We start from the raw sequence: 17,957 nt of genomic DNA, 5'->3' as shown, positions 1-17,957 counted from the left end.
GATCGATAACGGCTCTACCAAGTTCATTTTCTGTGAGCACAAGCGGATGTCTGTCGTCCAGCCCAAGATTCTTCTTGCCCTGAGCCTTGCAGCCATGACGGCGGCATTGGGCAGCTGCACGACGTACAAGCCAGCTCCGAAGGCCTTCAACGAGGCGACCATCCAGCCCTATACGCTCGACAGCGGCGATCGGCTGCGTGTTACCGTTTTCGACCAGCAGAGCCTGACCAACACCTATACGGTGGATCAGGCAGGCTATATCGCCTTCCCGCTCATCGGCCAGGTCCCTGCCCGTGGCCGGACCCTGCAGCAACTCTCGGGGCAGATCGCCCAGAAACTGCAGCAGGGCTATCTTCGCGATCCCGACGTCACCATCGATGTCGATCGCTACCGTTCGATCTTCCTCATGGGTGAAGTCGGCCAGCCCGGCCAGTATGCCTATGTCCCCGGCATGACCGTGCAGAATGCCATCGCGGTCGCCGGCGGCTTTACCAGCCGCGCCAACCAGAGCATGGTCGACGTCACCCGCAAGATCAATGGACAGGTGCTGACCGGCCGCATCAACATATCGGGGCCGATCGTCGCCGGCGACACGATCTACGTTCGCGAACGGCTTTTCTGAGCGATGGCAGAACAGCAGCCGCTCCGCATCCTCCATTGCTTCAGGTCGCCGGTCGGCGGAATTTTCCGCCATGTCCGCGATCTCGTCGAGGAACACAGCAAGGCCGGTCATGACATCGGCATCCTCTGCGACAGCTCGACCGGCGGCGAGTACGAGGACAGCCTGTTCGACGATATAAGACCCTATCTCTCGCTTGGCCTGACACGTGTGCCGATCCGGCGTTCGATCAGCCCGTCCGACATTGCGACGATGTGGGATACATATAAGAAAATCAAAAGTTTGCGGCCGGATGTGCTGCACGGACACGGCGCCAAGGGCGGCGTGCTCGCGCGACTTGCCGGCTCAGCGTTGCGGGTGAACAGGTATCGCGTAGCCCGCCTCTATACCGCGCACGGCGGAAGCCTGCATTATTCGCGCTCCTCGCTCGGTGGACAGTTCGTCCTCAGGATGGAGCGCCTGCAGGAATATTTCACCGATGCGCTTGTTTTCATCTGTGAATATGAGCGCGACACCTATACACGCAAGGTGGGCAAGCCGCGGACGAAGACGAGACTGATCTATAACGGTATCAGCGAGCGCGATTTCGAGCCGATCCCCACCCGCTCGGATGCCGTGCATTTCATCTATGTGGGAATGCTCCGGGACCTCAAGGGTCCCGATCTGTTTGTCGATGCCTTCGCCAAGACCGAGCGGCTGCTCGGCAGGCCGCTGTCGGCGCTGATGATCGGCGACGGGCCGGATCGCGACCGCTACCGCGAGATGATGGTCGAGCGCGGCCTCGGCAAGCGCATCGGCATGCTGCCGGCAATGCGGGTCCATGAAGCTTTCTCCATGGCGCAGAACCTCGTCGTTCCCTCGCGCGCCGAAGCCATGCCCTACATCGTGCTCGAGGGGCTCGGCGCCGGCAAGACGATCATCGCCAGCCGTGTCGGCGGCATTCCCGAGGTGCTCGGCGCAGACAGCGCAGCACTTGTCGAGGCCGGCAATTCCGACGATCTCGCCCGCGTCATGGCGGAAACGCTGAGCACACCCGGCTGGCACGCCAAGACGATGCCGAAGCCCGAGGCGGTGAAGGCGGTGTTCTCCTCCGCCGTCATGGCACGCGATGTCCTGAAATTGTACCATGAGCTCGTCGATCCAGCCGCCGGCAAGACAATGCCCGCCGCCTCGTAAATGTTTCTTAGGGGCTTTCTGGTAATCGCTTGGTGTCAACGAGCGAAAAGCCCCCCATGAACAAGCTGGAAAAAGGCGATCAATTCGACGTGGAAGCCCTGCGCAAGCAGGTCTCCGACATCGAGGCGCGCGGCGACGCGGGTCAGCAAAAGCCTTCCGACCCGACCGAAATCAACCCCTATGCCCGCCAGATCGCCGAACAGTTCCGCGATGGAACCAATTCGCCTGTCATCATTATCGGGCAATTGCGGCTGCTGGAATTCCTCGCGCTCTTCGCGATCGCCTTGATCGTCCACTTTTTCTGGCCCGGCGACGGCAACGATTCCTCGCTAGTGCGGACCGGCATGGCGGCGATCGCTTCGGCCTTGACCGTCATCGGCTTGCAGCTTGCCGATACCTACACCATTCCCGCGCTTCGGGCAAAGCTGCGGCTGATGCCGCGCATTCTGGCGTCGTGGACGATCGCGCTTCTCCTGACCGTCGGCCTGTTCGCTCTGGTTCGCGGCACCACCTGGGCAATGGTCGATGCCTATATCCCATGGTTCGTCGCGGCTGCACTCTTCCTTGCGGCCGAACGCTTCCTCGTCGCCTACGGCATCCGCAACTGGGCGCGCAACGGCATCATGGAGCGACGCGCCGTCATTGTCGGCGGTGGCGAGCCGGCCAAGGAGCTGATCCGCATCCTTGAGCAGCAGGACGACAACGACATCCGCATCTGCGGCATCTTCGACGATCGCGGGGAAAAGCGATCGCCGATCATGGTCGCCGGTTATCCGAAGCTCGGCACCGTGACCGAACTCGTCGAATTCGTGCGGCTGACGCGCATCGACATGCTGATCATCGCTCTGCCGCTGTCGGCCGAGGCGCGTATCTACGACCTTTTAAAGAAGCTCTGGGTTTTGCCGGTCGATATCCGCCTTGCCGCGCATGCCAACCGGCTGCGCTTCCGGCCGCGGGCCTATTCGCATGTCGGCTCGGTGCCGATGCTCGACATTTTCAAGAAGCCGATCCGTGACTGGGATTCCGTCGCCAAGCGCGGCTTCGATATCTTCTTCGCGCTGGCCGCACTTATACTGCTCTGGCCGCTGATGGTCGCGACGGCGATCGCCATCAAGGTAACCTCCGAAGGCCCTGTTTTCTTCATGCAGAAGCGCCATGGCTTCAACAACGAAGTCATCAACGTCTTCAAATTCCGCTCGATGTACACCAACATGGCCGACCCCACGGGCAAGGCCGCGGTGACCAAGGGCGATCCGCGCGTCACCCGCGTCGGGCGTTTCATCCGCAAGACCTCGATCGACGAATTGCCGCAGCTTTTCAACGTGCTGAGGGGCGAACTCTCGCTGGTTGGCCCACGCCCGCATGCCGTTCTCGCCCAGGCCCGCGATCGCGCCTTTGGCGATGTCGTCGAGGGCTATTTCGCCCGCCACCGCGTCAAGCCCGGTGTCACCGGCTGGGCACAGATCAACGGCTGGCGCGGCGAGGTGGACAATGACGAGAAGATCAAGTTCCGCACGGCCTACGACCTTTACTACATCGAAAACTGGTCGCTTTGGTTCGATCTCAAGATCCTGTTCCTGACGCCGATCCGGCTGCTCAACACGGAAAACGCCTATTGACCGCGATCGAGGCGACATATCCCCGTGTCGCCCAACCGCAGCGGATGACGCTGCGCCTGATCGGCTCGGCCTTCGTCGCCTTCGGCGTCTTCCTCTCCGGCTTCGTGATCGACGAGCCGGCGCCCTACGAACTCTGGATGGCGGGGCTGATCGGCCTCTGGTTCATCCTGGGTCTCAAAATTTCCCGCGGCATGGCGCCGTTGCTGGCCCTGCTGCTGACCTTCAATATCGGCGGCATGCTGTCGCTGACGCAGATGAAGGATCTGGCAACCGGGCCGATGTATATTGCGGTCTCGACCTTCCTGGCGCTGACGGCGGTCTTCTACGCAGCGATCATCGAGGACAGCCACAAGCGGCTGCCGCTGATCTTCAACGCCTGGGTTTTCGCTGCCGTCGCCACATCGGCGCTCGGCATATTCGGTTATTTCCACGCCTTTCCCGGCGCTGAGATATTCACGCTCTATGACCGCGCCAAGGGCGCCTTCCAGGATCCGAACGTCTTCGGCCCCTTCCTGGTGCCGCCATCGCTCTATCTCGTCCACGGCATCCTGGTGGGCGACCTGAAGAAATCGCCGCTGAAGGCTGCCGCCCTGCTCGTGCTGGCGCTCGGCATCTTCCTGTCCTTTTCCCGCGCCGCCTGGGGGCTCTTCGCCCTCGGCGTGGGGCTGCTGATTTTCATCATGCTGCTGAAGGAGCGCAGCGGCGCCTTTCGCCTGCGCGTGCTGGTCCTGTCGCTGGCGGCAATCATCATGCTGGTCGCCTCGCTGCTGGTGGCGCTGCAGATCCCCAAGGTCGCCGAACTGTTTTCGGCGCGCGCCCAGCTGGTGCAGCAATATGACGGCGAGCATCTCGGCCGCTTCGAGCGCCACCGGATCGGTTTCACCATGATGATGGAGCGCCCGCTCGGCATCGGCCCGCTGGTGTTCGGCACGATGTTTCCCGAGGACGAGCACAATATCTGGCTGAAATCGCTCACCACCTATGGCTGGCTCGGCTTCGTCACCTATGTCGGCATGCTAATCTGGACGCTGGCGCTCGGCTTCCGATACTTGCTGCTCGACCGGCCGTGGCAGCCCTTCCTGATGATCGCCTGGATCTCGGTCCTCGGCCATGCGGCGATCGGCAACGTCATCGATATCGACCACTGGCGCCACGTCTATCTGCTGCTCGGCACGGTCTGGGGCTGCGCGGCGCTGGAAGTGCGTCACAAGCGAGGCCGGAGGCCATAGCGCCTGCGGCGCTTGAAGTGCGTCACAAGCGAGGCCGGCGGCGATAGCTTCCCAAGCGCCTGCCTGGCTATTTCGTCGCGCCTGCCGTCAAGCCGGCAATAAACCGCCGCTGGAAAACCAGATAGGTCAGGATGAGCGGGGCAATGACGATCACCGCGCCGGCGGTCAGGACCGGCGTGTTGACGGTGTAGCGTCCCTGGAAAAACAGCATGCCGAGCGGCAGCGTCCGATAGGCGTCGTCATTGACCAGAATGAAGGGAATGAGAAACTCGTTCCAGGTCCAGATGAACAGGAACAGCGCCAGTGTCGACATGGCCGGGATCATCAGCGGGACAACGATCTTGCGAAGGATATAGAAACGTCCGGCGCCATCGAGGACCGCCGCTTCGAGAACTTCCTCCGGCAATTGCTGCATCGCACTGGCGAGGAAGATCGTCGAGAACGGGATCGACATCGCGATCTGCGGCACAATGAGAGCCGCATAGGTATTGATCAGCCCGAGATAGCGCATTTCATAATAAAGCGGGATGATGAAGGCCTCCGCCGGCACCATCATGCCGAGCGTCAGGATCGCGAACAGCGTGCGCCGGAACGGAAACGACAGGTAGGCGAAGGCAAAGCCCGTGAGCAGGCCGAGAAAAACGCTGGCTGCAACGACGGGTATGACAACAGTGATCGAATTCCAGAAGTAGATGTTGAAATGCCCGGCATTCCAAGCATCGACGTAGTTTTCGAAATGCGGATAGGCCGGCAAAGCAAATGCGCCCCTGAGAACGTCAGCCTTGCTCTTTATCGACGTCAGCAGCAGAAGCAGGAACGGCGTGATCGTGACGAAAGCGAGAAGCCAGAGGACAAGGCGAAGGAACAGCGTGGCGGCGGGGATGTTGGACGAACGGCTCATCAAGCCAATCCTTTACTTCTTGAGCCCACCAACCGGTGAATTGCATAGTTGATTGCGAATGTCAGCAAGGCGCCGACAATGGCGATGGCCGCTGCGGCGCCGAACCGATTGAGCTCGAAGCCGAGCTGATACATGTAGATATTCGGCACCAGCGTAGCATTGGCAGGCCCGCCGCGGGTCATGGTAAAAATGAGGTCGAAGCTCTTGATTGACGCTATGACCGTCAACAGCAAAACCACCCTTATTTCAGGCATGAGAAGCGGCAGCGTTATCCAGAAAAAGGTCTTTCGCGCCGAAGCGCCGTCGACCTTGGCAGCGTCGAAAAGAGACGGGTCGATGCGCTGAATTCCGGTGAGGAAGATGACCATGCAAAAACCGAAGAAATACCATGTGGCAACGATCCCAACGGCGGGAAGCACGAAATTGAAATCTCCGAGCCAGGGTAATGCGAACCTGCCCAATCCTACGGCTCTCAAAAACTGGTTGAACGGGCCGAATGCAGGATTGTAGAGCCAGGCCCAGATGATGCCCAGCACGGCGGTCGGCATGATGTAAGGCAGGAACAGGAACGTCCGCAGGGCGAGTTGTTCGCGTTGCTTCAAATTCCAGACGCAGGCAGCAAGCGTTATGCCGAGCACGAGCGGCAGGACGCAGTAGAAGATCATGAGCTCGGCATTGTTGCGCAAGGCAATATAAAATCGACTGTCGGAAAAGAGATCGGCGTAATTGCCCAGGCCAACCCATCTGGGCATGGTCAAGCCATCCCAGCTGGTCAGGCTCAAACCCAAAGCCGCGACAATCGGTCCAAAGACAAAAGCCGCGTAGAGCAGCAATCCAGGCAATAAATAGATAAAATTGGTATGTTGCGAGCCATCAAGTGCGGAGCGTTTCATCCAGGACCCCATGAAGCCAAAGCTCTGGTCATCGCGCAGCAAGCCACAGCTCCCGGCGCTCATTTCAACTCAGGATCGACGAGACACAGGCCACGACCGCCGGGCAGACGGCCGTGACCCGCGCCCGTGCTATTACTTCTTGTCCTTCAGATAAGCCTGATAATCCTTGTCCATGGCATCGACAAAGGCTTCGGGCGTGATCTTGCCTGACAGGAGAAGCGGGGTGTTGTCGTCGATCGTCTTCAGCATCGTCGGGCTGGACCAATCGGGGTAATGGCCGAGCGCATCATTGGCGTTGAGTGTCTTCCACATCTCGATGCCGGAGGTCAGGAGCGGCGTGAGCTTGGGCTTTGCAGCCGCCGGGAGCGATGTTGCCGGAAGATAGCCGGCAGCGGCCCAGCTCTCAGCGGCCTTTTCCGAAACCATATAGTCGATGTACTCGCCGGCCAGGTCCTGCTTTGCCTTGTCTTTGGCAAGGCTCGTTATCGCCCAGGCAAGATCCACGCCGCCGACACTCATGGGCTTGGAAATACCCTTCGGAGCGGGAATGGCCATGAAGCCGATATCCGGATTATTTTGCATGTCACCGAAGTACCAGGTCCCGGAGATCAGGAAAGCGCCCTGCCCTGATATGAAAAGCTGGACGGCGTCGTCACCCGAGATGCCTTCGAAGCCTGGGTAGAAATAGCCGCCCTGCGCCCATTGCTGCACGAGTTTGGCCGATTCGATGTTCCCCTTGGTGTTCCAGGAGCCGCCTTTGCCGTAGATCAGGTCGTCAAGTTCGGCGCGATTGGCCGCGTCGATATGTGCCTGATCGATGGCACCGATCATGTGCAGGGCAAGATGCTGCTTGGCCGAGCCCATCATGAAGGGCGCGACGCCTTTTTCCTTCAGCTTGTCGAGATCGGCCAAAAGCTCTTCGAAGGTCTGCGGCAGCGCCACGCCCGCGTCGTCGAGGATCTTCTTGTTGTAATAGAGGCCGACGATTTCGGCGAGGCCTGATATGCCGTAGGTCTTGCCGACCCCAAACTTCGGCCCATCCCAGCGGTCTCGCGCCAGCACGGAATCCGACTGCCGCTTATCCCACCCATAGGTCTTGATGTAGTCGTCGACCGGCAGGAGCAAACCTTCCTTGACCATCGCGCCCATGTCGCCGGCGCCCTGGTTGACCTTGGTGACGACAGGGCCATCGCCTGCCGAAACCGCAAGCTTCAGCGTCAATTTCATGTCATCGAAGGTGCGGGCGGTGCGTTTGATCGTGACACCGGGATGTGCGGCTTCGAACTCCTTATTCAGTTGCTCGATGACCGCGCTCTGGCCTTCGAAGGTCTGGTCATCCCACACGGCCAGATCGTCGGCGCGGGCGGCGGAAAGGCCGAAACTCACAAGCGCCGCGCCGGCAAGCGCGACAGCTGCTTTCAATCGGTATGCCGGCAGTATGCTGATCGATTTCACGGTTCTTTTCATCTGCTCCACCTCATTTGGTTTATTCTCCACTCCCCGTCCGAGCCTTGGCGCCGGGCACCGGCCGAACGTTTCCTTCCCCAGGCCTTTGCCGGGCCTGCGAATCTGAGGTAATCGTCAATGCATGAGTCTCTCTCGCGACCGATGATGACAAAGCGCCACGCAGGAGGTGGCAAAGCGATGGACACCAGTTGCTTCATCCGCCCGGCGATTGAAGCCGATACCGAAGCGCTTTTCGACATCTGCCTGAAAACCGCCAATGGCGGCGAGGATGCCGGCGCGCTTTATAGCGATCCGCATCTGCCCGGTTACATCTGGTCGGTCCCCTATCTCAAGTTTTCCAGAGACTTTGCCTTTGTTCTCGTGCAGGACAACCGGCCGGTCGGCTATGTCGTCGGGGTGTCCGATACCAGCGGATTCGACAAAGAGCTGGAAGCAAACTGGTGGCCGTTCGTGCGCCAGCAGACCGCCGGACTGACGCCCAGCCGTCCGCGCGATGCCGACGTGATCGAACGCATTCAAAATCCGCGCAGCGGAACGACGTGGCTTCAAGACGATTACCCGGCGCATCTTCACATCAACATTCTTCCCGGACTTCAGGCCGGCGGCTGGGGGCGCAGGATGATCGGCACCGAGCTTCAGGCGCTTCGAAAGCATGGGGTCAAAGCTGTGCATCTCGGTGTCGATCCAAACAACGAACGCGCCAAAGGTTTCTACCGTCACCTTGGCTTTTCCGAATTCGAGCGGGATGGTTCCGTCGCCTTTGCCATGCGCATCGATGGGGAACCCGGCTGAAGCCGATAGCGTGCTCATGACATTGGCTCCGAATTTGCCGCGTCAAGTCCGTATTTTAAAACAACTGCTGCCGGCATGGTACTCCAGCCCTGAAGCAGGGAGCCGCGCCCGTATGGCGGCGAGAAATATTCCACCGCACCGATCCAGCCATTGTCGAGACAGGTTTGCCACCAGCGCGTCAGCGCGTAGCGCGCACCTCCAAGTCCGTGGCGAAGGCGTTCTTCGGCATAGGCGCCGTCCCAATAGGGCCAGTCCGAGCCATTATGGTAGCGGTAGGGAAAAGCGGTCTTGGATCGCAGATCGCTTTGCCGCTTGAAGGGCGGATAGGCGCACATCACACCCCAACTGCCATAGGGCTGTTCCTGATTGTGACGCGTTTCGAGTTTGCTTTCAAAAGCGCTCAGCAAGCCTACGGCCTTCTGCCCCGAAATCGCAGCGAACCGCGACAAGGTCAGGCTGTCGAGCACCAAATGATCTTCGACAAAAGCGCCAGGCGTTCCATAGTCGACATATCCTCCCGTCGCCGGCACAAAGAGCTTGGCCTCGATCTCTTCGCGGGCAAGATTTGCTGTCTCGCGTGCGCGTTCGGCAAGCTTGGGATCGAGATCCTCGCCAAGCCTGGCCACCGCGTCCATGGCGCCGACGAAAAGACCCAGATCATAGGAGACCAGCCCCTCGCGATAGACGTTGTCGGCCCAATCCCGGTCGTTGCGCGGCTTCAGCGGGAGAACGCTGTCAGGACCAGCCAGGCTGAGATAGCGGTCCGTGATCGCCTTCACGACCGTCCAGTGTCGCTCCACCTCCGCAAAGTCTTTGGTTGCGCTGACATAGTCGTTCAGGAAAAGAACGAAGAAAAGCGGGCTGTCGAAATGGTCGCTCCACCAATCCTGCGGTCGGTTATGGTACTCCGGAACGGCTCTTTTGTGGGTTTTGGGATTGGCCTTGCTGTCGGCGACAAAGTGCTGCCACGCCTGCGATTGCGCAGGCCCCGTCAAGATCACACCGCTTGGCGCTTCTCCATCCGGCTGCACTCCCTTGGCGAGAATCCGGATCTCGTCGCGCACCGCCTCCGGTGCCAGCATCAGAAGCGGCTGCATCGTCCAGTAACCATCGCGGTAATAGGTCCGCGCCGGAGCGCTATAGGCCTGCCCCGCGGCAAGGCCGGCGAAGGCGCCGTTTTCATCCCGCCTGATGCTGGAAAGGGCGGCGTGGATCCCCTGGCTGACCATGCTGCGCATCAGCGGGTCGGCGTCGGGCGTCAGATCACAGCGCGCCACATATTCGGCAGCTTCGGCAATGATCGCTTGACTGGTGAGGTCGAGCGCTTTCTCGCCTTCGTCTCTCGATGCGCCGACGGCAATCCGCAGATCCGACCCGAGAGCGTCCACAATGAGTACGCCCCAGGCCATTTCGAAAGTCTTCCGATGATGGGTCCGAGTGAACTTCGCGCTTGCGCTTTGCCCATCCGGCTCGTGCCACCAGGCGCAACGACGCGCGGGATACACGCCCCGAAGGCCCACACCGCGGATCAACATCACCGGCAGCGACTGCGCGACGAAAACACCGCCATGTTTGGAGATCATTCGGTTCGGGGCATAGGTATAAGGGCCGCCGATTGCAGAAAATCTCACGCGCCCCAGACTGCCGGCGCCCCAAAGGGCGAGATCAGCATAGCCGTCCGGATGAACATCCGCCTGAAGGCGTGGCGCCATGACAGGCAGTAAAACGCCTTGTTCGGCAGAAAGCTGTCCATCAGTCGAGGGCTTTATCATCGGCAATCCCCGCACGTTGATCCCAGCCTACAGGCGGCCCTCCTTTTGTCAAGGACATAGACAAAGTGAAGGCCTTGGTGTACCAAAAGCCGGTAAATGCGATCAGAGACAGCCCAGAATTCGCCGTATCGCGCTATTGGCCAGCCAATAGCGCGCCAATTAAGTATACGCACCGAACTAATTGGATTGAGCTAGCCCGGATGGCAATGACCTCTTCTGTCGTACAGACTCCAATCGCACGAAAAATTTCAACCCATGCCGTGATCCGGACTGTCCTGGCGAGCGGGTCGATCTCTCGCGCCGATATCGCGAAGCTTACCGGCCTATCAAAACAGACGATTTCCGATGTCGTGCGCGACCTCGAAGATGATGGATGGCTGAAAGCGATCGGGCAGACCGATGGGCGCCCGGGACGGAATGCGATCATCTACGAAATCAATGCCAGGGCAGGATTGGCGGCCTCCATCGATCTCGGGGGCACCAAGATTGCCGCGGCTATCTGCGATCTGTTGGGAAATGTGGTTGCCGAAACCAAAGTGCCGACAGACCGGCGCGGCGGAATGCATCTCGTCAATCAGTTCAGCGATCTTGTCGCTGAACTCGCATCTGCGGCCGGAACGACCGCCGACAAACTCCGCCTCGTCGTTCTGGGCAGTCCCGGCGTGCTCGATCCTGCCACCGGCCATATCAATGTGGCGCCAAACATTCCCGGCATTGACGCCATCAATCTGCGTCAGGTCTTCAGCGACAAGATGGGCATACCGGTGATCGTCGAAAATGACGTCAATCTGGCCGCACAAGGCGAGAGATGGCGGGGACACGGTGTCGAGACCGGCAATTTTGCTTTCATTGCTCTCGGAACCGGCGTCGGTATGGGCATCATCGCCAATGGCGCTCTGTTGCGCGGCGCGCGTGGCGCGGCCGGCGAGATCGCCTATCTTCCGATCGGTGGAGATGCTTTTGATCCTGGCGGCTTTACGCTGGGAACCTTTGAGACCGCGGTCCGCAGCGTCGCGATGCTGCGCCGCTATATCGGTTTTGGCGGGCGCAACGCATCCACCGTCGCCGATCTCTTCGCCGCGTTCAATGCAGGAGAAACAAGCGCCGTCGCGGCAATCGAAGAGACGGCAAGGCTGGTGGCGGTCGCCATTGCGGCAATCGGCGCAACTCTCGATCCTGAACTGGTGATCACTGGCGGCAGCATCGGCGCAAGACCGGAACTCGTCAACGCCATCCGCGGCTTCCTGCCGCGTTGCACGCCCTATCCGCCACGCATCGAGATCAGCCGTTTCGGGAACCGGGCCGCCCTCATGGGAGGCATGGGGATCGCGGTCGAGCGCATGCATGACGATCTGTTTGGTGTGAAATTGAAGGACGCTTGATCGGCCCGCGCCACTTGAGAACTACAGTGAATGCGCTAGATTTTCCGTCATGATAACAGCAACACAGATACGCGGCGCGCGCGCCATGATCGGGATGAGCATCGAAGAGCTCGCCGCCGCAAGCGGCCTGCCGGTCGAGACCGTAGCGGCGCTGGAAACCGGCGAATTTGCGGGCGAGCCGCATGCGCTGTTCGATGTGCGCAACACGCTCGAGGCGCACGGCATCATCTTCCTGTCAAGCGGCAATCAGGATGAAGGCGGCCCCGGCATCCGGTTGCGCGCACGCACCACGAGCGACGACGGTATCCGGCCGGAGAACCTCAACGCCGCCAACGACGACTGACGGAACCAATCGGTCACCTAGGCGTTCCCGCTGTCCCATCACGTATCGGGGCCCATCACATATCAGGAACAGTCACTTGAACCGCAGCAATGGTCTCTATCTCATCATCGGCATTCTCGTCGCCGCCGTCATCGGCCTCGGCGCTTGCATCTTCCAAGAGGAGAGCAAGCCGCAGGGGATCGAGATGAGCATCGGCAAGAACGGTGTCTCGATCGAGCAGAACTGAATATCAGAGATAGGTCTTTGCCAAATCGGCGAGTTTGCCGCCGTCCTTCACGCCCTGCCTGTAGAGCTGAATGATGACCGCACCGATCCGCTCGGCCTCCGGCGTTGTCCTGACGAGGCCGCGCTCGTCGCAGACCTTGTCGAGCACCTTTGAAAGCAGATCGAGATCTTCCGAAAACAGCGGTAAATCATGCGGATGGATTGATGATCGCAACATCACGCCGCATTTCCTCCGAGGGCAAACGCATCCACGCTTGCATTGCCGGCCGCCCTCCGCAACCGACAAAAATGATTATGCGCGACGGCTTGAACTTTAGCAACTACGCAGATTTCCCCGAAGCAAAATTAGGGAACAAAATCCTGTCCCGCGCGTTGGGGCCGCTTTTACAACAGGAGGCAGTGAGCGCAGGCGAGAGCAAAAAACGCCTTCCCTCCCCGTTCGGGTGCTTTCTTCAACCGGCAGCCTGGTTGTTTCCACCGTGGCTCTGAGATTAACTGCTGCGGCCGCCGGCGGCGAACTGGGGATGGATGGAGCCTTCCATGATCACCTTGGCGGTAATCTCGATCACCCGCTCCTCGGCGAGTTCAGCAAGCGCGAGGGCGACATCGCCCTCCGACCAGCCGGCTTTGACGGCCTCGTCCGACAGAGCCTGGAACGCACTGGCGAGGGCCTGTTTGCAAGTTAGATTTTGCTTCATATCCGCCATACGCTCGCACTAGGCTATCGTGACCAAGGATAATGTTAATCTACAACGCATCCACACGAATGCGAAGAGATTTCACGTTAGTTAAGTTAAAAATTTGGCTATTTACTCTAAAAACGGTACAGTTTTAACAAAATCCAACAAAATCCACCTCCCTCAACTGATGGATCGCCATAAAAAACTACAGTATTATTTAATCCACACCTTCAAATGGCATTTGCTTGCGTTATTTATTTTAAATAGTTGAAGCGCCAGCACCGACCTAGCGACCGTTGACCGACAAAAATGCGGTGCATCCGGGTTGCGGCCCGTTCTCAGCACCTTCCCGGCACACTGTCAATCAACTTCGGATCTTTCATAAGGCGATCCTCAGGTACCAATCGCCCTTGAGACAGCTTGGTTCGGATAGTGATCAGGCTGAAGGATGCTGCGCGCAGCGGGTAGAGCCGAACGACCCGGCGCCCAGCCGCTGCGAGCGCCTTCGCGCTAATCACTTTAATACCACAGCGACACCACACTGCCGTCAAAGTCCGCCGTACCCTTGTGTTGCGTATTATTGGGTTGGCGGGCTCACTACTCCAGGAGGCAAAATGTCTATCGAACTAGACGCGACGACCTATGTGCATGCTAAACCGACGACCGCCCATTCCTATATTTTGCCGGCCGTTGTCGATGTTCTTGAGAACAGTTTTCAGGCGGCAAATGAAACGGCGGTCTTCGACCTCGGCTGCGGTACCGGCGGCGCCGCAGCCGTGCTTGCGGAAAAGGGCTATGATGTCGTCGGCGTCGACCCGTCCGCGGACGGCATTGCGAAAGCGAGAACGGCCCACCCCGATCTCCCGCTGGAGATCGGCTCCGGTTACGAAGATCTTTCCAGCCGGTATGGGACCTTCGATGCGGTGATAAGCCTCGAAGTGGTTGAGCACGTTTATGACCCCAAGGCTTTCTCGGCCACCATGTACGATCTGGTGAAGCCCGGCGGCATCGCCGTGATGTCGACGCCGTTTCACGGTTACTGGAAAAATCTGGCCTTGGCCGTCAGCGGCAAGATGGACGACCATTTCATGCCGCTCAAGGACCATGGCCACATCAAATTCTGGTCTCCCGGAACGCTGAGCACACTGCTGCTGGAAACAGGCTTCGAAGACGTCGACTTCGAATATGTCGGCAGGATTCCGCTGCTGGCAAAATCGATGATCGCGATCGCTCAGAAACCGCACTGACGCCCGCCGCTCTGCAGCCATACGTGAGAGATCGCGGAATCTAAACACCGTGATATTTCTGATTGGAATTTCAAGAGGATAAATGGTCGAGGCGACAGGACCCTTCTGACAGTCTGCGGCCGCTAATTGCCAAGGTCTGGCGCTATTGTGAGATCAGCGCCACTAGGGCGAAGACGGTAACGTTGACGGTGCAATACGTCGACTTCACCCAGATTACATGGACAAGAACCAGTGAACGCCCGCTGACATCAGCGGGCGATTTGAGCAGATTGTGTACCTTCTGCTCAAGCCCGTCTTTCACGGCAAAGACGTCCGCCTGCTGGGCGTCACCCTCCTATCCGCGCTTGAGAATGCGGTCGACCTGCAGACTGAGCGACTCCAACTCATTCTCTGGCCGCCATAAACTCATAAATTGGCGGGTTTGGCCGCCTTGCGATATTCCTGAGACTGAGGGAAGCCGCTGTGTTGGGCGGTCCCTGCCTAGTGGCCGTCTTCAGAGTGCGCAGCTCGTGGTTACAAAAATATCGAACTGTACGACCAGCAGGTTTCGGCGCACCGGTCCGCGGCCTCATGCCTTGATCACGCTCCGAGCAATCGGCCCGCTATGGCCATTCGCTTGTCGATCTCTCCCGACGTGTCTTTCGGGCGCTCTACATATCTCACGAATGCCTCAACAGCGTCTTTGAGCGTCGATGCTGAAACGAACGAACGAGACCGCCGGGCCTCGGCAATGATCAACGCAATGTTGTGGTCCGGGTCCATGAGTTGCTCAGCAGAGTACCCCTTTCCCAGACCCGCTGTCTGATTGCATTGGAAGAGTCCGAAGCTCTTTTCCGGAGGAGCGGATACTGCCCTGGGATTTAAGCCAGACTCCCTTATCCCGTTTGCCAACGCCGCCGCCAGTTGATGTCGCGTATTGAAACCCGCTCGCTTGAATCTATCAACGATGAGATCACCGTATCGCTGGAACTCCGCCTTGACCTCAGCCTTCGTCATGTCGAAGGCATCGGCCGCTCCAAACGGAAGATCCTCGGCCAGCATTCGTATCGCCGAAATTTCCGTCACGGCAAACGGCTTCTGCGAGACCTGATCGTCCTGATTGCCTCCGAGCAATTCCACTTTCCGGTTTTCCGCGAACTTCTCGAAGAACGCGACGTGCCCACTTGTCTTGGGGTCCTGGGGCTTCAAAACGACAACAGCGCCCAACGGAATGTCCGATGCACCAAGCGGAAAGCTGCGGTTACCCCAAGTCTTCCAGTTTGCCGCGCGGGCTGGCCCGTCAGGTAGGCTTGCTCCTGAAGTCTTCATGCAGAAGCCGATGAATGCCCCGCACCAATGTGGTACCTTGCCGTTGATGTTTCCGAATCTGATTGCATCGAAATATACCGGAATCCGGTCTGCGTTCACCGTTTCACTTACGGGCCGCGCCAGTTCAGATCGCGCGATCATCAACCATGGAGGAACGCCCGCCTCGGCCTTAGGCAACTCATCAGCCGCCAGGGTTTTAATACGGTCGAATGCAGAGTCGAGCAGACGGGCGAGCACTTCGGAGACGTTCTTAAGGAACGCGGAAACCGTAGTGTCTGGTTTCGTTCCAGCGAGACCCGATCGTTCCGAGAGGGCAGAAATAGTCGCGCTCGTGAGACCAAACTGAGCCAACGTTTGCGACTTGTCCAACACTGGATCGGATAGAGCCACGGCTGTGCTTAGATCGATGAGGTAAGCGAGAAAGAGATCCAGATAACTCGGGACATCGACATCGTTGACGGGATTGCTCCTCGCGGTGCTCGCCTTGCTGAAGTCCTTGGCCGTCTTGCTCATGGCGTATCCGCAGGCGAATATCTGAGCTAGCAGCAATCGGCTGTCACCCGGACCGAATTCTTTCGCGAGGTCTAGACCAGACGACGTCAGGAAATCGCTGAACTCCGTCGAAGTGAGAGCGAGCGGTCCCATCGGCCCGGCCGAGCCCACGCCACCTGCGGAGAGGCCTGTTTCAAAGATCGCGCGCGCGATCAGATAATCGGCAGCGACATACCACGGTGCGGTCTTGGTATCGGCGTTGAGTTCCCGCTCAACAGTCAGACAGCTTCGGACGAAAAACTCTTCATCGAGGGGACGGGGAGCTGGGTCAGGCTCCTCCTTGAAATCGACAGCGAGGATCCACCCGGTCGTTTTGTCGTCGGGAAGAAACACCTCAATCCACTGGGGTGGATCGTTCTGCGTCGCGCCGGCAACAGTCTTACCTGTGCCGAAAAGCTTTTCGCCCGGCCCCACGCGCGCGAGCCGACCTGCATCCGGTTCAGGCATTGCCCTGACCGGCTTAATACCATCCGCGGCATAAACCATCACAGCCCCCTTAAAGTTTATCGATGAGTTCTGCAGTCAATTGTTTGGATAGCGCCGGATCATTGAGTTCAAGACTCAGGCTCGGATCGGCGCGCACCTTCGCGATGCCGGCGCGGATCGTCTGCTCGTCGGCTCCGGCCGGCAGTCGGTCCGCCACTGCAAGGCGTGCATTGAGGAGTTCGATCAGACTGTTGCTCGCGCTCATGATCCCAGACGGGTAGGCTTTCTGTTCATAGAAATTTTGAGCCGTTGAAAGTGAGCAAGGTGGCTGGTCGGCAACCTCGGCTAAATCGCCATCGTCCATCTTGCCGTCGAGGACTTTGCCTGGAATGGATTTCCTGATCTTCCTATACTGCTGCAACACTTTGACGAGCACGACGGTGTGCGGCGTGGGATTGTCGACCTCCTCTGGGGAAGCGCAAATCGCGGTCAGTGCGCTCTGGATGAGCTTCGTCGAACGCAGGCTCGCCTTCGTCGATACCAGCTCGTACTTTGCGTTATTATCGATGGGAGGGTTCGGCGGCCGATAGACCGCCCTCTCGGGTTTGAGCGACTCCCGCCGCAGAAACGCCAGATCGATCAGCGGCGTTTTTTCTGCGCTTTCCAGGGCTCGCGTGCCGCCAAGCTGGTAAGTGGTGATCGTCGTATTGATCTGGTTCTCGATCGTATAGGGCATGCAAAGGCGCAGATATTGACGCAGCACGTAGATTGCAGTCGGACGGTTCTCGACGCGAACAAGTGCAAACTCCTTCCGGAAACGCTCCTGATTCGACAGCACGATCGTCTGGACCGTCGAGTGGTTCACTTCCATCAGGAGCCGAGATTGAGTGTTGTCAAAGCTATTTCGCGCAAATCCGAAGGCTGCAGCGACGATCCCTATGGCAGCTCCAGTAGCACCCGTGGCTGCCATTATCGTGGCTGTTGTGGTGGCGGTATCCGCGATTTGCTTTTGTATGGGACCATTTGTGCGGCGGCGGTTGTCGAGCCACGCCAGGTAACCGTCGCAACGTGCGTCGATGTCGTTCATCCCGGCAAGCGTAAAGCCTTGCCAATCAACTGAACAGATACCTGGCGCTGAGCCAGATTGCCGGCATATGAACGCCACGTAATTGTCCTCGGCGGCGCTGCGCTGCCCCATAGTAGTATAGGAAAGCTCAGTACCGATGCCCCCGCCGTATGTATCAACCACGCCCTGCGTGCATGCGGAGACAACAAACGAGCAGCAAAGAAGAACAGCAAGCAGTTTGAAACGCATGAGACCCCCAC

The 17,957-nt window shown here is 59.0% G+C and carries 19 protein-coding genes; 11 read left to right on the top strand and 8 right to left on the bottom strand.

All coding sequences use genetic code 11. The annotated features are described in order from the left end of the window. The first annotated feature begins 46 nt into the window (after positions 1-46). Genes PO860_RS06005 through PO860_RS05990 form a run of 4 tightly spaced genes read left to right on the top strand, consistent with a single transcriptional unit; the run spans position 47 to position 4,643 of the window. On the top strand, positions 47-622 hold the full coding sequence (locus PO860_RS06005; protein WP_183606495.1) for a polysaccharide biosynthesis/export family protein: 576 nt from the start codon (positions 47-49) through the stop codon (positions 620-622). A 3-nt stretch (positions 623-625) separates the two neighbouring features. Then, the gene (locus tag PO860_RS06000) at positions 626-1,795 is read left to right on the top strand and encodes a glycosyltransferase family 4 protein (protein ID WP_183606494.1); all 1,170 of its coding nucleotides are present in this window, start codon (positions 626-628) and stop codon (positions 1,793-1,795) included. A gap of 56 nt (positions 1,796-1,851) precedes the next feature. Further along, positions 1,852-3,414: an undecaprenyl-phosphate glucose phosphotransferase gene (locus PO860_RS05995; protein ID WP_273884032.1), complete on the top strand. Its 1,563-nt coding sequence runs from the start codon at positions 1,852-1,854 to the stop codon at positions 3,412-3,414. Continuing rightward, positions 3,411-4,643 (top strand): O-antigen ligase family protein, encoded by a 1,233-nt coding sequence (locus PO860_RS05990; protein WP_275038223.1) that lies wholly within the window; start codon positions 3,411-3,413, stop codon positions 4,641-4,643. The genes PO860_RS05995 and PO860_RS05990 overlap by 4 nt, the downstream gene beginning before the upstream one ends. 67 nt (positions 4,644-4,710) lie before the next feature. Here the strand turns inward: PO860_RS05990 and PO860_RS05985 are convergent, their stop codons facing one another. The 3 genes from PO860_RS05985 to PO860_RS05975 all read right to left on the bottom strand — a co-directional run bounded on the left by PO860_RS05985 (position 4,711) and on the right by PO860_RS05975 (position 7,904). Continuing rightward, entirely contained in the window at positions 4,711-5,544 is an 834-nt protein-coding gene (locus PO860_RS05985; RefSeq protein WP_273884034.1) for a carbohydrate ABC transporter permease, read from the bottom strand. Further along, positions 5,544-6,437 carry a carbohydrate ABC transporter permease gene (locus tag PO860_RS05980; protein WP_275038358.1) on the bottom strand — a complete coding sequence of 298 codons (894 nt, stop codon included), beginning with the start codon at positions 6,435-6,437 and terminating at the stop codon, positions 5,544-5,546. Before PO860_RS05980 ends, PO860_RS05985 begins: the two co-directional genes overlap by 1 nt. Positions 6,438-6,569: 132 nt before the next feature. Continuing rightward, positions 6,570-7,904, bottom strand: a complete 1,335-nt coding sequence (locus PO860_RS05975) for an extracellular solute-binding protein (protein WP_275038222.1) — start codon at positions 7,902-7,904, stop codon at positions 6,570-6,572. 177 nt (positions 7,905-8,081) lie between these two features. On the opposite strand from PO860_RS05975, the gene PO860_RS05970 reads away from it, so the two are divergent. Next, positions 8,082-8,696, top strand: a complete 615-nt coding sequence (locus PO860_RS05970; RefSeq protein ID WP_275038221.1) for a GNAT family N-acetyltransferase — start codon at positions 8,082-8,084, stop codon at positions 8,694-8,696. A gap of 14 nt (positions 8,697-8,710) precedes the next feature. On the opposite strand, the gene PO860_RS05965 is transcribed toward PO860_RS05970, so the two are convergent. Beyond that, a complete protein-coding gene (locus tag PO860_RS05965) occupies positions 8,711-10,468 on the bottom strand; it encodes a glucosidase family protein (RefSeq protein ID WP_275038220.1) in 1,758 nt (585 codons plus the stop codon). Positions 10,469-10,668: 200 nt separating this feature from the next. On the opposite strand from PO860_RS05965, the gene PO860_RS05960 reads away from it, so the two are divergent. The 3 genes from PO860_RS05960 to PO860_RS05950 all read left to right on the top strand — a co-directional run bounded on the left by PO860_RS05960 (position 10,669) and on the right by PO860_RS05950 (position 12,419). Next, complete coding sequence (locus PO860_RS05960; RefSeq protein WP_275038357.1) at positions 10,669-11,850, top strand: ROK family transcriptional regulator; 1,182 nt, start codon at positions 10,669-10,671, stop codon at positions 11,848-11,850. A 49-nt stretch (positions 11,851-11,899) separates the two neighbouring features. Further along, positions 11,900-12,193 (top strand): helix-turn-helix domain-containing protein, encoded by a 294-nt coding sequence (locus tag PO860_RS05955; RefSeq protein WP_183606486.1) that lies wholly within the window; start codon positions 11,900-11,902, stop codon positions 12,191-12,193. Positions 12,194-12,269: 76 nt separating this feature from the next. Further along, a complete protein-coding gene (locus PO860_RS05950; RefSeq protein ID WP_275038219.1) occupies positions 12,270-12,419 on the top strand; it encodes a hypothetical protein in 150 nt (49 codons plus the stop codon). A 3-nt stretch (positions 12,420-12,422) separates the two neighbouring features. Here the strand turns inward: PO860_RS05950 and PO860_RS05945 are convergent, their stop codons facing one another. Further along, entirely contained in the window at positions 12,423-12,635 is a 213-nt protein-coding gene (locus PO860_RS05945; protein WP_097617610.1) for a hypothetical protein, read from the bottom strand. Between PO860_RS05945 and PO860_RS05940 the strand changes: the two genes are divergently transcribed. Then, positions 12,623-12,907, top strand: coding sequence for a hypothetical protein (locus PO860_RS05940; RefSeq protein ID WP_275038218.1), 285 nt, complete (start codon positions 12,623-12,625; stop codon positions 12,905-12,907). The genes PO860_RS05945 and PO860_RS05940 overlap by 13 nt on opposite strands. A gap of 2 nt (positions 12,908-12,909) precedes the next feature. Here PO860_RS05940 and PO860_RS05935 read toward each other — a convergent pair whose 3' ends face one another. Continuing rightward, positions 12,910-13,125, bottom strand: coding sequence for a hypothetical protein (locus tag PO860_RS05935; RefSeq protein ID WP_183606485.1), 216 nt, complete (start codon positions 13,123-13,125; stop codon positions 12,910-12,912). A gap of 587 nt (positions 13,126-13,712) precedes the next feature. Between PO860_RS05935 and PO860_RS05930 the strand changes: the two genes are divergently transcribed. Next, on the top strand, positions 13,713-14,345 hold the full coding sequence (locus PO860_RS05930) for a class I SAM-dependent methyltransferase (RefSeq protein WP_183606484.1): 633 nt from the start codon (positions 13,713-13,715) through the stop codon (positions 14,343-14,345). A gap of 62 nt (positions 14,346-14,407) precedes the next feature. After that, a complete protein-coding gene (locus tag PO860_RS22280; protein ID WP_369685963.1) occupies positions 14,408-15,031 on the top strand; it encodes a DinB/UmuC family translesion DNA polymerase in 624 nt (207 codons plus the stop codon). Here PO860_RS22280 and PO860_RS05925 read toward each other — a convergent pair. Next, positions 14,925-16,691: a phage tail tip lysozyme gene (locus PO860_RS05925; RefSeq protein WP_275038217.1), complete on the bottom strand. Its 1,767-nt coding sequence runs from the start codon at positions 16,689-16,691 to the stop codon at positions 14,925-14,927. The two genes, PO860_RS22280 and PO860_RS05925, sit on opposite strands and share 107 nt — an antisense overlap. A 10-nt stretch (positions 16,692-16,701) precedes the next feature. Beyond that, the gene (locus PO860_RS05920) at positions 16,702-17,946 is read right to left on the bottom strand and encodes a hypothetical protein (RefSeq protein WP_183606482.1); all 1,245 of its coding nucleotides are present in this window, start codon (positions 17,944-17,946) and stop codon (positions 16,702-16,704) included. Positions 17,947-17,957 lie beyond the last annotated feature (11 nt).

This window comes from Rhizobium binxianense, assembly GCF_028994275.1.
Classification (GTDB): Bacteria; Pseudomonadota; Alphaproteobacteria; order Rhizobiales; family Rhizobiaceae; genus Rhizobium; species Rhizobium binxianense.
This window is presented reverse-complemented; position numbering and strand designations above follow the sequence as displayed.

Coding starts and splice junctions, on each gene's coding strand:
- PO860_RS05945 (WP_097617610.1), bottom strand. CDS start 12,635: ATGTTGCGATCATCAATCCATCCGCATGATTTACCGCTGTTTTCGGAA.
- PO860_RS05975 (WP_275038222.1), bottom strand. CDS start 7,904: ATGAAAAGAACCGTGAAATCGATCAGCATACTGCCGGCATACCGATTG.
- PO860_RS05965 (WP_275038220.1), bottom strand. CDS start 10,468: ATGATAAAGCCCTCGACTGATGGACAGCTTTCTGCCGAACAAGGCGTT.
- PO860_RS05955 (WP_183606486.1), top strand. CDS start 11,900: ATGATAACAGCAACACAGATACGCGGCGCGCGCGCCATGATCGGGATG.
- PO860_RS06000 (WP_183606494.1), top strand. CDS start 626: ATGGCAGAACAGCAGCCGCTCCGCATCCTCCATTGCTTCAGGTCGCCG.
- PO860_RS05960 (WP_275038357.1), top strand. CDS start 10,669: ATGGCAATGACCTCTTCTGTCGTACAGACTCCAATCGCACGAAAAATT.
- PO860_RS05920 (WP_183606482.1), bottom strand. CDS start 17,946: ATGCGTTTCAAACTGCTTGCTGTTCTTCTTTGCTGCTCGTTTGTTGTC.
- PO860_RS05930 (WP_183606484.1), top strand. CDS start 13,713: ATGTCTATCGAACTAGACGCGACGACCTATGTGCATGCTAAACCGACG.
- PO860_RS05940 (WP_275038218.1), top strand. CDS start 12,623: ATGATCGCAACATCACGCCGCATTTCCTCCGAGGGCAAACGCATCCAC.
- PO860_RS06005 (WP_183606495.1), top strand. CDS start 47: ATGTCTGTCGTCCAGCCCAAGATTCTTCTTGCCCTGAGCCTTGCAGCC.
- PO860_RS05935 (WP_183606485.1), bottom strand. CDS start 13,125: ATGGCGGATATGAAGCAAAATCTAACTTGCAAACAGGCCCTCGCCAGT.
- PO860_RS05970 (WP_275038221.1), top strand. CDS start 8,082: ATGGACACCAGTTGCTTCATCCGCCCGGCGATTGAAGCCGATACCGAA.
- PO860_RS05985 (WP_273884034.1), bottom strand. CDS start 5,544: ATGAGCCGTTCGTCCAACATCCCCGCCGCCACGCTGTTCCTTCGCCTT.
- PO860_RS05925 (WP_275038217.1), bottom strand. CDS start 16,691: ATGGTTTATGCCGCGGATGGTATTAAGCCGGTCAGGGCAATGCCTGAA.
- PO860_RS05980 (WP_275038358.1), bottom strand. CDS start 6,437: ATGAAACGCTCCGCACTTGATGGCTCGCAACATACCAATTTTATCTAT.
- PO860_RS05995 (WP_273884032.1), top strand. CDS start 1,852: ATGAACAAGCTGGAAAAAGGCGATCAATTCGACGTGGAAGCCCTGCGC.